5 protein-coding genes, 1 tRNA gene and 4 pseudogenes are annotated in these 13732 nt (G+C 68.1%); 2 read left to right on the top strand and 8 right to left on the bottom strand.

Annotation, left to right across the window (positions count from 1 at the left end; genetic code table 11):
• Positions 1–31: 31 nt before the first annotated feature.
• From RUTHE_RS06270 to RUTHE_RS15970, 4 genes are all read right to left on the bottom strand, one after another.
• The gene (locus RUTHE_RS06270) at positions 32–460 is read right to left on the bottom strand and encodes a VOC family protein (RefSeq protein ID WP_021097491.1); all 429 of its coding nucleotides are present in this window, start codon (positions 458–460) and stop codon (positions 32–34) included.
• 52 nt (positions 461–512) lie between these two features.
• The gene (locus tag RUTHE_RS06265) at positions 513–1460 is read right to left on the bottom strand and encodes a hypothetical protein (RefSeq protein WP_021097490.1); all 948 of its coding nucleotides are present in this window, start codon (positions 1458–1460) and stop codon (positions 513–515) included.
• Between the two features lie 422 nt (positions 1461–1882).
• The gene (locus RUTHE_RS16970) at positions 1883–2389 is read right to left on the bottom strand and encodes a hypothetical protein (RefSeq protein WP_051150381.1); all 507 of its coding nucleotides are present in this window, start codon (positions 2387–2389) and stop codon (positions 1883–1885) included.
• Positions 2274–3161, bottom strand: coding sequence for a hypothetical protein (locus RUTHE_RS15970; RefSeq protein WP_021097489.1), 888 nt, complete (start codon positions 3159–3161; stop codon positions 2274–2276). Before RUTHE_RS15970 ends, RUTHE_RS16970 begins: the two co-directional genes overlap by 116 nt.
• A gap of 191 nt (positions 3162–3352) precedes the next feature.
• Here RUTHE_RS15970 and thyX point away from each other — a divergent pair.
• Positions 3353–4272: pseudogene (gene thyX, locus RUTHE_RS06255) on the top strand (FAD-dependent thymidylate synthase).
• Between the two features lie 135 nt (positions 4273–4407).
• On the opposite strand, the pseudogene RUTHE_RS06250 reads toward thyX, so the two are convergent.
• From RUTHE_RS06250 to RUTHE_RS06230, 4 genes and pseudogenes are all read right to left on the bottom strand, one after another.
• Positions 4408–5235, bottom strand: a pseudogene (locus RUTHE_RS06250) (LysR family transcriptional regulator); the annotation flags it as partial.
• A 459-nt stretch (positions 5236–5694) separates the two neighbouring features.
• A tRNA-Gly gene (locus tag RUTHE_RS06240) sits at positions 5695–5769 on the bottom strand.
• Between the two features lie 77 nt (positions 5770–5846).
• Positions 5847–9285 (bottom strand): annotated as a pseudogene (locus tag RUTHE_RS06235) (pyruvate carboxylase).
• An 87-nt stretch (positions 9286–9372) separates the two neighbouring features.
• Positions 9373–11073, bottom strand: coding sequence for a cation:proton antiporter (locus tag RUTHE_RS06230; protein WP_021097482.1), 1701 nt, complete (start codon positions 11071–11073; stop codon positions 9373–9375).
• 150 nt (positions 11074–11223) lie between these two features.
• Here RUTHE_RS06230 and RUTHE_RS06225 point away from each other — a divergent pair.
• Positions 11224–13613, top strand: a pseudogene (locus RUTHE_RS06225) (ATP-dependent helicase).
• Positions 13614–13732 lie beyond the last annotated feature (119 nt).

Here is a 13732-nt window from a genome sequence, read left to right as displayed (position 1 = left end):
GCTCCATTCCGCGGGCCGCCGGTCTGCCCTCCTACCAGTGGCCGATATTCGGCATGGAGATCCAGGGTTCCTCGGGCGCCTTGGCCCCGCCCTTCTGCAACAGCTCGATCGAGATATTGTCGGGCGAGCGGACGAAGGCCATGCGCCCGTCCCGGGGGGGACGGTTGATCGTCACGCCCGCCTCCATGAGTTCGCGGCATTTGGCATAGATGTCGTCCACTTCATAGGCGAGATGCCCGAAATGCCGCGAATCGGACGGCAGGCCTTCGTCGCCGTCCCAGTTGTAGGTCAGCTCCACGGGGCATTCCTCCTGTCCCGGCGGCGCCATGAAGACCAGGGTGAAACGCCCCTGTTCGTTGTCGATGCGACGCGTCTCGCGCAGGCCGAGCAGTTCGTAGAAGGCCTTGGAAATCTCGAGATCCTTCACGCGGACCATCGTGTGCAGATAGCGGATCGTCATGGTCGTCCTCCTTGTCGGGGGGGAACCTAGCAGTCCCTGCGCGAACCGCCAGTCAGAAGCGGGACCGCAGGCCGAAGGAAACCGTCACGCCCTGCATGTCGAATCGGCTCACATTGCTGTCGGTCCGCGAGGCCTCGATCATGACCACGGGGGCAAAGCCCGCCATGTCCCACTCCGTGAAGGTCGCTTCGACCGAGGCCCAGTATCGTTCGTCGCTGCGGCCGCCGGGCACGGGAAACAGGACGGCATAATCGGGAAAGGCGATGACCTGCGCCCCCATGCGCAGGTCGAGGGCAGCCGGGCCGACGGGTTCGGTCGAGGTCCAGCGTGCCTGCACAGCCCAGTCCTCCGAGACGGCATTGCGGTTGGCGCTCTGCGTTGTGCCTCGGCCCAGCGACAGCGCGACGCGGCCGGCCTCGTCCAGCCGCAGCGACCATTCCACCGATCCGCCGATGCGGTCGGCCTGCCGCTCGCCGTCCTGGCTCCAGCGCCGCTCGGCGAAGATCTCGAGGGAGAGGTCCTGCCTCTCTCCCAGGGGATGCGAGGCCTCGGCGGTGCCCCGCAGCAGCCCGTAGGACAGATCCCCCCCGTGCCAGACCAGCCCGGCCGTCGCTTCGGTGCCAAGGATCCAGCGCCCGGCCAGCCGGTCCTGCCGCAGAGACATCTCGAGGAGATTCGAGGAAAAGTCTGCCCCCGTCAGGGGGGGATCCCCCGGGTCCCGCTCGGCCTCGATCAGGGTGCGCGCCTCCTCCGAAAGGGTGACGCCACGGGCCCAGATCCGGAATCCGGCTTCCCACCGCCGGGTTTCGCGTGCCGAAAGGGTGCGGGTGACCGACAGGTCGAGAACCCCCGCCCAACCCGACAGGGCCCGGCCGTCCACGCTGATGACGCCGACAAAGGGCAGACCCTCGATGACATTGAAGGGGGATTGCGCGCCGCCATTGACGTTGCGGCTTGGCCCGAAGGACAGTCGGGCATCCCATCGCCACGGCAGGGCCATCCGGAGACGTGCGGCGTCCTGCCGGGTTCGTTCCCTCTCGTCGGCCGAGGGGGCCGAAAGAAGGGCCAGCCTCAGCCACCACCGGGCCAGTCCGGGCCTGTCTTCCGCATCGCGGCCAGTCCGGCCAGACGGGCGGCTCATAGCGGCGCAATGGCCCCTCTGCATGTCGCCATGCCGTGGCCGCCGCCTGCCGGGCCGCTGCGGGCCGGTCCAGGGCAAGCTCTGCCGCGGCCAGGATGCGCCAGGCCGCGGCATCGCGATGATCGCGTGACAGAAGGGCAAGGGCGATGTCCCGTGCCAGCGGTGCATCCCCGGCCAGAACGGCCTGTGCGGCAAGGTGACGTGCCTCGGGGGGCTGTATCTCGACGACAGTCTGGGCGAGGGCGCCCCCTCCGCAAAGGAGGCAGAGCGCCACCGCCAGGCTACGGAGCATCGGGACTGACGAGATCGCAGATGGTCAGGCTTGCCCCCGGGGTGCCACAGCGCGAGAGCACGAATGTGCCCCATTCGATTTCCCGGTCGGTCTCGGGAATGTGGTTTTCCAGGCGCACTCCCCCGGCTGCCGAGGTTGCACCCGTTCCCCCGAAGGCGCCCCCATAGCTGCCGATCGTCGAATGATCGATGCTTTCGGCGTTTCCGTCGAAGCTGCCGTTGGAGCGGATCTCGGTCATCACGAGGATGACATCCTGAAGGGCAAGGCCCTGATCCGTCAGCTCCCGGTTGTAGATCGCGCCATTGACCCGGTTGTCGGCAAAGTCGGCGTTCAGGAAGACCTCGCCGGTGACGCGGCTCGGTTGGCCCGGGATCAGGGAGTCATCGATCCCGTCGGGAACGGGAAGGATTTCCCCCGGGCGGGGTGCATTGATGTTCGTGAGACCGGCATACGTGCCGACATAGCTGACAAGGCCATTGCCCGGCTGGCTCGGCACATGGGGGGGAATAGGCCCCGATCCGGCGGTAGAAGGCCCCGCCGAAGACGCGGTTGAACTGGCCCCCATCCGCCACGACCCCCCCCATCGACGTTCCATCGGGAGAGGTGGCGACCAGGGCGACGAACATCCGGTCCAGCGGGTCTTCCTGAACGGAATAGGCCGTGTAGCCGGGCAGATCGAGGGCCGGCGTGCGCCGATAGACGGCACTGATGGGTGTCGTGTCGAGGGAATCGAGCGTCACCGACAGCGTATCGTCGGCCGGGTTGTAGGCGACCCGGGTCAGGTTGCCGGCGATCGCAGAGGGGATGGCGCCCACGCCGCCGGTATCGGTGAAGCCGCTGCCGGGCGGGGCTCCGTCATCCTCGTCCCGGATGCCGTCATTGTCGTCATCGGGATCCTTGTCGTCGATGAGGCCGTCGCCATCGGTGTCCATCTCGGCCGTATCCGGAATGCCGTCATTGTCGTCATCCGTGTCCCGGTCGTCGATGAGGCCGTCGCCATCGGTGTCCATCTCGGCCGTATCCGGAATGCCGTCATTGTCGTCATCCGTGTCCCGGTCGTCGATGAGGCCGTCGCCGTCGCTGTCCGGCTCCTCGCTGTCGGGGATGCCGTCATTGTCGTCATCGGGGTCGAGATCGTCCGTGATCCCGTCCCCATCGGAATCGGTCGAGGAGCCCGCGTCCCCTCCGTCCCCGTCGAAGAAGGGCTGGCCGTCGCCGCAAGCAGCGAGAGCCGCGAGAAGCGCGAGAAGGATGAGAGGGCGCTGCATGAGATCCTGCCGACGGGGAGAGGTTTTTCTTCATCACCGCATTCATGGACCCCCGGGTCAATGGCCTTGCGGTCGGGCCCGCGCCGGCGTGTCCGTCGTGCCACGCGGCCCGTCCCTGGTGCCCCGCCGTCTCGCCTCTGCGGGAGCAGGGACTAGACTGGCCGCTCGCGGATGCGCTTGCGGAGACCGTTATGCCCCTTACCCCCGAGCAGCAGGCCGAGATCGCCGCCCTCCGCGCCGAGACTCGCCCCACCTTTCGCCCTGTCGCCCCCGGCATCGAACGCCGCCTGCACGAGGCCGTTCCGGTGCTGGATCACGGCTTCGTCCGGGTGGTGGACTACATGGGCGATGATGCCGCCATCGTGCAGGCCGCCCGCGTCAGCTATGGTCGCGGAACCCGGGCCGTCTCCAGCGACGAGGCCCTGATTCGCTATCTCATGCGCCATGCCCACACCACCCCGTTCGAGATGTGCGAGGTGAAGTTCCATGTGAAGCTGCCCGTCTTCGTGGCGCGTCAATGGATCCGCCACCGCACCGCGAGCGTCAACGAATACTCGGCCCGCTATTCCGTCCTCGACCGCGAGTTCTACATTCCCGCCCCCGAACATCTGGCCGCGCAGAGCACGACCAACAACCAGGGCCGAGGCGCGGCGCTGACCGGGGAAGAGGCCGAGCGCGTCCTGCGCTGGCTGCGCGAGGATGCCATGCGCGCCTATGACCATTACGAGGCCATGATCGCCACCGACGGCCAGCAGGGCCTGGCACGCGAACTGGCCCGGATGAATCTTCCGGCCAATGTCTATACCCAGTGGTACTGGAAGGTGAATCTCCACAATCTCCTGCACTTCCTGCGCCTGCGGATCGACCCCCATGCCCAGTGGGAAATCCGCGCCTATGCCGGGGTCATCGCCTCCATCGTCCGCGACTGGGTGCCGATCGCCTGGCGCGCCTTCGAGGATTATCGCCTCAACGCGGTCACCCTGTCGGCGCAGGCAGTGGAGGTGCTGCGTCGACGGCTCCGGGGGAACGGGTGGCCTTCGAGGACAGCGGAATGAGCGCTCGGGAATGGCGCGAGTTCGAGGCCATCTGGGGAGCGGACCCCGCAGCCTGAGCTGCCGGACCGCAGACGCATCCGTCCCTTCTTGGGATCGGCGGACCGCGGGCAGGGGATCAGACAGCCAGATCCTGCCGGCGGGTGGTCCGTTCCGCGATGCCCGCCGGCGCCTCGACGCAGCCCCCTCGCCAGAGCCTCGATCAGCAGGCGTGTCTTGGCCGGAACATGCCGGCCCGAAGGCGTCAGGGCATGGATCGGAACGGGATCGTCCATCTGGTCGGTCAGAACAGCCTCCACCCGCCCCGCTGCCAGCGATCGTTCGGCCACGAAATCGGGCGACAGGGCCAGTCCCAGCCCCGCCTCGGCCGCCGTCAGGCAGGCCGTCGCATCCGAAAAGCAGAGACGGCCTGTGACCCCGACCCGGAGACCCTTGCGGAATGGCCAGCGTCCCGGCTCGCGCAGGTTGCTGTCGAGAATGCAGGCATGCCCGGCGAGATCCTCCGGCCGCTGGGGCCGACCAGCCCGGCGCAGGTAATCCGGCGATCCCACGACGAGCAGCCGAGCCGACCCGATCCGCCGCGCCAGCAGGGCCGAGTCCTCCACATGCCCCACCCGCACCGCGAGATCGAAACCCTCCTCCACAAGCGGCACCAGACGGTCCGAGAACTGCACATCGAGCGCGATGCACGGATTGTCCCGCGCAAAGGCCGCCAGAATCGGGGCCAGCCGGATCGTCCCGAAGGACAGGGGCACCGTCACACGCACCCGCCCCCGCGGCTTGCCCGTCGCGTCCCGCATCTCTGCATCGAGCGCCTCGTAATCCTCCAGAATGGACCGGATGCGCGCGTAATAGGCCTGCCCGGCCTCCGTCGGTTGCAGGGCGCGCGTCGTCCGGTGCAGAAGCCGCACCCCCAGATCGCTTTCGAGGCGGGCCAGCAGCTTGGAGGCCTGACCCGCACTCGTGCCCAGACGCCGGGCCGCCGCGGCAAGGCTGCCAGCCTCCATGATGGCGGCAAACATGCGGTCGCAGGACAGCCGATCCATCGTCCCTCCGGCCCTGAAAACCCGGCCGAAATGACATAGACCCTGTGGCAGGCGGGGGAAGCCCAGCGCGCCTTTCATCCACGGACACGGAACAATCAGCCTTCTGGCAGCCGATCATTTCCGGCCTTGCAGCATCCTGCCCCGCGGGACAGACCCCCGCCGATGCCGCCGATGCCGCCGATGCCGCCGATGCCGCCGATGCGGACCGCACAGGCCGGGCCGTCATCCGCTTCCCGGCCCCCGATCCGGGCGGCCAATGCCGACAGCCGCGCCCCAAGGGCAGGAACATCGGGAGCAGGGGCCGCCGCCCCCTGCGCCGTCAGACCCTGATCCCGAATCGCGCCCATCGCCATCCTCCGAAGTTCACGGAGGAAGGATCGCACCAAATGGTTAGGATTCCGTTAACGACGGAAGTCTGAGGGAAGAGGGATCCATTGGAGCGGGCGAAGGGATTCGAACCCTCGACCCCAACCTTGGCAAGGTTGTGCTCTACCCCTGAGCTACACCCGCCCGCTCCGTGAGCGGCTATCTAGCGGGACCGGCGGGGGGGGCGCAAGGGGGATCGCGCACCCTCCCGCCACGTCATCTCATTCGATCTCCACCAGAAGATCCTTGGCGTCGATCTGGGCCCCGGGCGCGACATGGACAGCCTTCACTGTCCCGTCGCGGTCGGCATGGATCCCCGTTTCCATCTTCATGGCCTCGATGGTCAGCAGCAGGTCGCCCGCCCGCACGGGCTTGCCCGGCTGGACGGCGATGGAGGCCACCACGCCCGGCATGGGCGCCCCGACATGGCCGGGATTGCCGGGTTCGGCCTTCGGGCGCCGGGGCGCGCTGCCCTGGACCTTGCGGTTGGGGACGCGGATCGTGCGAGGCTGACCGTTCAGCTCGAAGAACACGCGCACATCCCCGTCATCCCCCGTCTCGCCGACGGCCTGAAGACGGATTTCGAGCGTCTTGCCGGGATCGATCTCGACGCTGATCTCTTCGCCCGGCTCCATGCCGTAGAAGAAGGTCGGGGTGGGCAGGGTGCGGACCGGGCCATAGGTCCGGTGCCGTGCCGCGTAATCCGAGAACACCTTGGGATACATGAGATAGCCCATCAGGTCCTCGTCATCGAGAGGCTGACCGATCTCCTTCTGGGCCTTCTCTCGCGCGGCCTCGAGATCCACGGGGGGCAGATGCGCGCCGGGCCGGTCGGTGCGCGGCGTCTCGCCCTTGAGGACCTTGCGCACCAGACCTTCGGGCCAGCCGCCGGGGGGCTGACCGAGATTGCCGCGCAGCATGTCCACGACCGAATCGGGGAAGGCGACCTCGACCGAGGGATCCTCGACCTGCTCCCGCGTCAGCCCCTGGGCGACCATCATCAGGGCCATGTCCCCCACGACCTTGGACGAGGGCGTGACCTTCACGATGTCGCCGAACATCAGGTTGGCATCGGCATAGGCCTGGGCGACCTCGTGCCAGCGCTCCTCGAGCCCGAGGCTGCGGGCCTGGGCCTTGAGATTGGTGAACTGCCCGCCCGGCATCTCGTGCAGATAGACCTCGGAGGCGGGGGCCTGGAGGCCGGATTCGAAAGCGGCATACTGGACGCGCACCGCCTCCCAGTAGTTGCTGATGGTGCGGATCGCCCCGATGTCGAGGCCGGTCTCGCGTTCGGTGCCGCGCAGCGCCTCCACGATGCTGCCAAGGCAGGGCTGGGATGTCCCGCCCGAGAAGGCGTCCATCGCCGCATCCACGGCATCCACCCCCGTTTCGGCCGCGGCAAGGATCGTGGCCGCCGCCGCCCCCGAGGTGTCATGGGTGTGGAAATGGATCGGCAGCGACACCTCCTCGCGCAGGGCGCGGAAGAGCACACGGGCCGCCGGGGCCTTGAGCAGCCCCGCCATGTCCTTGAGCCCCAGGACATGGGCCCCCGCCGCTTCCAGCTCTCTCGCCATCTGCACGTAATAGGACAGGGAATACTTGGAGCGCGCCGGATCGAGGATGTCGCCGGTATAGCAGATGGCGGCCTCGCAGATCTTTCCGGTCTCGATCACGGCGTCCATGGCGACGCGCATGTTCTCGACCCAGTTGAGGCTGTCGAACACCCGGAAGACGTCCACCCCCGATTCGGCCGCCCGGTGGACGAAGGCGCGCACGACATTGTCCGGATAGTTCGTGTAGCCGACCGCGTTGGAGGCCCGCAGCAGCATCTGCGTCATGATGTTGGGCAGACGTTCGCGGATGTCGCGCAGGCGCTGCCAGGGGCATTCCTGAAGGAAGCGATAGGCCACGTCGAAGGTGGCGCCCCCCCAGCATTCGACCGAGAACAGGTCCGGCAGAAGCTGGGCATAGGCGGGCGCCGCGCGGATCATGTCGATCGAACGCATCCGCGTGGCCAGCAGCGACTGATGCGCATCGCGCATCGTCGTGTCGGTGAGCAGAAGGCGCGTCTGCGCCTTCATCCAGTCGGCGACGGCCTTCGGTCCCTTCTCCTCCAGAAGCTGGCGGGTGCCGGCCCGCCAGGTGCCGAGGCTCTCGACCGGGGGACGGGGCTTGCGGGCTTCGGCCGGGGGGCGGGTCGGCCCGCCGTTTCCGGGTGACCGTTGACCGTGACATCGGCAATGTAGGTCAGCAGGCGCGTCGCCCGGTCCTGACGGGGGGCGAAGCGGAACAGCTCGGGCGTCGTGTCGATGAACTTGGTCGTGTAGGCATTCGACAGGAAGGTGGGATGCCTAAGCAGGTTCACCACGAAGTCGATATTCGTGGACACGCCGCGGATCCGGAACTCGCGCAAGGCGCGGTCCATACGGGCGATGGCCATCTCGGGCGTGGGCGCGCGGGCCGTCACCTTCGTCAGCAGGGAATCATAGTAGCGCGTGACCACCGCGCCCGTATAGGCCGTCCCGCCATCGAGCCGGATTCCGGGGCCGGTCGCACTCCGGTACATCTGGATGCGGCCGTAATCGGGGATGAAGTTGTTCTGCGGATCCTCGGTCGTCACGCGGCACTGGAGCGCATGGCCGTCGAGCTTCACGTCCTCCTGCCGGGCGACGCCGGTCGCCTCCGCGAGGCTGCGGCCCTCCGCGATGAGGATCTGGGCGCGCACGATGTCGATGCCCGTCACCTCCTCTGTCACGGTGTGTTCGACCTGGATGCGGGGATTGACCTCGATGAAGTAGAAGGCCCCCGTATCCATGTCCTGGAGGAACTCGACGGTGCCGGCGCATTCATAGCCGACCGACCGGCAGAGCCGGACGGCCATGGCACAGACCTCCTCGCGCTGGGCCTGGGTCAGATAGGGGGCCGGCGCGCGCTCCACGACCTTCTGGTTGCGCCGCTGCACGGTGCAGTCGCGCTCCCACAGATGCCAGACGTTGCCCTGCCTGTCGCCGAGGATCTGCACCTCCACATGACGGGCGCGCTGGATCATCTTCTCCAGATAACCTTCGCCATTGCCGAAGGCGGCCTCGGCCTCGCGCCGGCCTTCGCGGATCTTGGCCTCCAGCTCCTCCTCCGAGAGGATCGGGCGCATGCCCCGTCCGCCCCCGCCCAGGACGCCTTGAGCATCAGCGGATAGCCGATCGCCGCGGCCTCGGCGCGGATCGCGTCCATGTCATCGCCCAGAACCCCGGTTGCGGGGATCACGGGCACCCCGGCCTCGATGGCGGCCCGGCGGGCCGAGGCCTTGTCCCCCAGCACGCGCATCGTCGCCGCGGTGGGGCCGATGAAGGCAATCCCCGCTGCCACGCAGGCATCGACCAGATCGGGATTCTCGGACAGCAGGCCATAGCCGGGATGAATCGCATCGGCCCCCGACATCCGGGCGACGCGGATGATCTCGGGGATCGAGAGATAGGCCGCAACGGGGCCCAGCCCCTCGCCGATGCGATAGGCTTCGTCGGCCTTGAACCGGTGCAGGCCGAGCTTGTCCTCCTCGGCATAGACGGCGACCGTGCGCTTGCCCATCTCGTTGGCCGCGCGCATGACGCGGATCGCGATCTCGCCCCGGTTGGCGATGAGGATCTTGCGGAATTCGGGCATCGGCGGCTCCCCCTGTGGCGCGCGCACTCTAGGATCGCCGCGTTGCAGCGCAAGAGCCGCGAAGCACGGAATGATGCGTCATGGCCGTCATGCGGCCGTCCTGTCGTCGGAAGGCGGGTCCAGCAGCAGCCCGATGCGCTCGGCGGCCTGCTCGGCAGCATCGCGGAAGGGTTCGAGCATCAGCGTCGCGCCTTCGTGCAGGAAGGTGCGCGCGGCCTCCTCGCTGTCGGCTGACAGGACGACCTGACCGCCGAAGGCCGCGCTGCGCAGGCCGTGCAGCAGCGCCATCTGGGGATCGGCGGCGGTCAGGTCGCCGGTGCTGCGAGGGACGGCCGAGACCACGACGCGCGCCCCTGCCAGGGGCAGATGGGCAGGAAAGTCCGGATCGGTGATGTCGCCGAACATCCCGGCATGCCCCTTTGCCCGCCAGGACCGGAGCGCCTCGGGGTCGAAATCCACGCCGAGCACCGAATGCCCCCGCGCGGCCAGGCGCTCGCCGATAGCGGAGCCGTAGCGGCCGAGCCCGAACAGGATCACGTCGAATTCGCGCGTCCGGGGCGCGTGTTCCTCGGCCTCCTCGCGGAAGGGGCGGCGGCGCTCGAAGGGCCGCAAAAGTGGCGCAAGACGGTCGTAGAGGGGATGTGACCAGGTGATCATGTAGACAGAGAGCGCGATGGTCACGAGGCCCACGAGCGTGACAAGACCCATCGCCTCCTCGCGCACATGGCCGAGCGCAACCCCCATCGCCATGAAGATGAGCGAGAATTCGGAGATCTGGGCGACCGTGAGCCCGGCGAGGAAACCGGTCCGGCGACGGTAGCCCATGAACCCCATGATCGCCATGACGATCAGCGGGTTGCCGACGAGGACGAACACCGACAGCACGAGCGCCGGCCCCAGCTGTGCGCCAAGATTCGAGAGGTCGATCCGCATGCCCAGCGCGATGAAGAAGAACAGCAGCAGGAAATCCCGCAGCGAGGACAGCCGCGAACCGATGGCGTCGCGGAATGGCGTCGAGGCGAGCGAGACCCCGGCGAGCAGCCCGCCGAGTTCCTTGCCGAAGCCGATCCATTCGCCCGCCGCCGCCAGTCCCGCCGCCCAGCCCACGGCCGCGACGACCATCAGTTCGGGCGAGCGGGCGAGTGCGGTGAGGATCGGACTTGCGGCCCGTTGCGCGAACAGGACCACCGCCGCGACCATCGCAAAACCGCCGAGCAGGACGCGCGCGATGTCGGCCGGGCTGCCCGCCTCGCCCTCTCCCGCGCTGATGCCGAGCGCAGAGAGCACGACCATCGCGAGAACCACGACGATGTCCTGCACGATGAGAAAGCCCAGCGCGATCCTGCCGTGCAGCGCCGTGATCTCGCGCTTGTCCGACAGCAGCTTCACGATGATGATGGTGGACGAGAAGGTGAGCGCGACAGCGACATAGAGGGATGTCACCGCGTCCAGACCGAGTGCGAGGCAGAGCAGGAAGCCGATCCCGGCGGTGAAGCCGACCTGCCCGAGCCCGGTGGCAAGCGACACGGCGCCGAGGCTTCGCACGAGGCCGAGGTCGAGCTTGAGCCCCACGAGGAACAGCAGCACCGCGATGGAGATCTGGCTCAGCACCTCGATAGGGGCAGTCGATTGCGCGATGCCGAACATGTCGGGGCCGGCGAGGATGCCCACGGCGATGAAGCCCACGACAAGGGGCTGGCGCATGAGAAGCCCCGCAAGGCCCACCACCGCGGCGAGCAGGATCAGCACGGCCATCTCGCGGAAGACGTGGTCGGCGGCGGCCTCCATCGGTGCTTTCCCTCCTTGACCCCCGATCAGGAGTGACCGGAGGGGCGGCATCTGTCCATCGGGATGGCGGGGGACGCATGGACGCAGGGATCGGAACAGAGCGCGAACAGGAGCTTTCCTTGCCCGGGGGGTGCGGCTATCCTGACAGGCATGACCGCGAATGCCGACATGCCCCTTTCCCTGCGCGCCATGGCCGCCGCCGCGCCCCGTGCGCCCTGGCTCGACGATCTCAACCCCGCCCAGCGCGCAGCGGTGGAGACGCTCGACGGCCCGCTGCTGATGCTCGCCGGGGCGGGAACCGGCAAGACCAAGGCGCTGACGGCCCGCATCGCCCATCTGATCACCACGGGGCGGGCCCGCCCGAACGAGATCCTGGCCGTCACCTTCACCAACAAGGCCGCGCGCGAGATGAAGGAGCGCCTGGCGCGCATGCTCGGGCAGGCGGTGGAGGGGATGCCCTGGGTCGGCACCTTCCATTCGGTCGGCGTGAAGCTGTTGCGCCGTCATGCCGAGCTGGCAGGCCTGCGGTCCAACTTCACGATTCTCGACACGGATGATCAGCTCCGTCTGCTCAGACAGGTCATCGTCGCGGCCGGCATCGACGAGAAGCGCTGGCCGGCGCGGCAGCTTGCCCATGTCATCGACGGCTGGAAGAACCGCGCCTGGAGCCCCGAGAGCGTCCCGACCGCCGAGCAGGGGGTCTTCGACGGGAAGGCCGGCGCACTCTATGCCGCCTACCAGCAGCGCCTGCGCGACCTCAATGCCTGCGACTTCGGCGATCTGCTGCTGCACATGATCCGCATCTTCCGCGAACATGACGATGTGCTGGAGCAGTATCGGCGCCGCTTCCGCTACATCCTCGTGGACGAATATCAGGATACCAACATCGCCCAGTATGTCTGGCTCCGGCTGCTGGCCGACGGGCACCGCAACATCTGCTGCGTGGGCGACGACGATCAGTCGATCTATGGCTGGCGGGGTGCCGAAGTGGGCAACATCCTGCGATTCGAGCAGGACTTTCCCGGCGCCGCGGTGATCCGGCTCGAGCAGAACTACCGTTCCACCCCGCATATCCTTGCCGCCGCCTCCGCCCTCATTGCGGGCAACCGGGCGCGGCTGGGCAAGAGGCTGTGGACCACGCTGGACGAGGGCGAGAAGGTCCGCCTGATCGGCCACTGGGACGCCGAGGAGGAAGCGCGCTGGATCGGCGAGGAGATCGAGGCCATGCAGCGCGGCACGCGGGGGATGGATCCCATCGGCCTCGACGGCATCGCGATCCTCGTGCGGGCCTCTCACCAGATGCGGGCCTTCGAGGACCGCTTCCTGACCATCGGCCTGCCCTACCGCGTGATCGGCGGCCCGCGCTTCTACGAACGGCAGGAGATCCGCGACGCGCTGGCCTATTTCCGTCTGGCCGTCAGCCCGGACGACGATCTCGCCTTCGAGCGGATCGTGAATACGCCCAAGCGGGGCCTGGGCGACAAGGCCGTCCAGACCATCCAGACCGTGGCACGGACCCATCGCGTGTCGCTGCTCGAGGGCGCGCGGATCGCGGTCGAATCGCGGCTGCTGTCCGGCCGGGGGGCGGCCGAGCTGCGGGTGTTCGTGGACGCCATGGCCCGCTGGCATCGCCAGATCCTCGAGGAACCCGACACCCATGTAGAGCTGGCGCAGGCGATCCTCGACGAATCGGGCTATACCGGCATGTGGCAGGCCGAGAAGTCGCCCGATGCGGGCGGGCGGCTCGAGAACCTCAAGGAGCTGGTCAAGGCCCTTGAGGAGTTCGACAGCCTGCAGGGATTTCTCGAACATGTCGCGCTGGTCATGGAGAACGACAGCGAGGACGGGGCCGAGAAGGTCACGATCATGACGCTGCATGCCGCGAAGGGGCTGGAATTCCCGGCGGTGTTCCTTCCCGGCTGGGAAGAGGGGCTGTTCCCGTCGCAGCGGTCGCTCGATGAAGGGGGGCTGAAGGGCCTCGAGGAAGAGCGGCGCCTGGCCTATGTCGGGCTGACGCGCGCCGAACGGGTGGCGATCGTCAGTTTTGCCGGCAACCGGCGAGTGCATGGACAGTGGCAGGCCCAGCTTCCCTCCCGCTTCGTGGACGAGCTGCCGCCCGAACATGTCGAGGTGCTGACGCCGCCGGGCCTTCAGGGCGGGGGCTATGGTGCGGCAGGGACGGGATTGGGCGCTCTGCCCCTTTCCGGCGGACAGAGCGGATCGGCCCTGCATGACCGGGCGGCCCGGGCGGATGTCTATGCCAGCCCCGGCTGGCGCCGGATGCAGGCGCGGGCAGCCCTCCAGCCCATGGGGCGGAGGCGTGATCCGCAGGAGGTGCGGGGCCTGACCATCGACGGCACGGCGATGCCCGTCCATGCCGTCGGCGACCGGGTGTTCCACCAGAAGTTCGGCTACGGTCGCGTCACCCGCGTGGATGGCGACAAGCTCGACATCGCCTTCGAGAAGGCGGGGAGAAGAAGGTCGTGGCACGATTCGTCACGGCCGCGGCGCAGGCCGCGGGGGACGATGTGCCGTTCTGAGCGGGCGATGGGCATGGGACCTCCTTTCCTTGGCGGTCACCATGCCGGCGCAGGGTTGACGGGCGGTTAACGCAACGCGCGTTGCGTGAGGGGATCGAATCGGCGTGATATCAGGGCAT

Origin of the sequence: Rubellimicrobium thermophilum DSM 16684, from assembly GCF_000442315.1 — a bacterium.
In the GTDB taxonomy this organism is placed as follows: Bacteria; Pseudomonadota; Alphaproteobacteria; order Rhodobacterales; family Rhodobacteraceae; genus Rubellimicrobium; species Rubellimicrobium thermophilum.
Note: the sequence above shows the minus strand (reverse complement) of the source record. Positions and strands in the feature narration are given on the sequence as shown.

Bases quoted from the DNA above. Each gene is read 5' to 3' on its own strand.
- RUTHE_RS06270 (WP_021097491.1), bottom strand. From the start codon at position 460: ATGACGATCCGCTATCTGCACACGATGGTCCGCGTGAAGGATCTCGAG.
- RUTHE_RS06265 (WP_021097490.1), bottom strand. From the start codon at position 1,460: ATGGCCCTGCCGTGGCGATGGGATGCCCGACTGTCCTTCGGGCCAAGC.
- RUTHE_RS15970 (WP_021097489.1), bottom strand. From the start codon at position 3,161: ATGCAGCGCCCTCTCATCCTTCTCGCGCTTCTCGCGGCTCTCGCTGCT.
- RUTHE_RS06230 (WP_021097482.1), bottom strand. From the start codon at position 11,073: ATGGAGGCCGCCGCCGACCACGTCTTCCGCGAGATGGCCGTGCTGATC.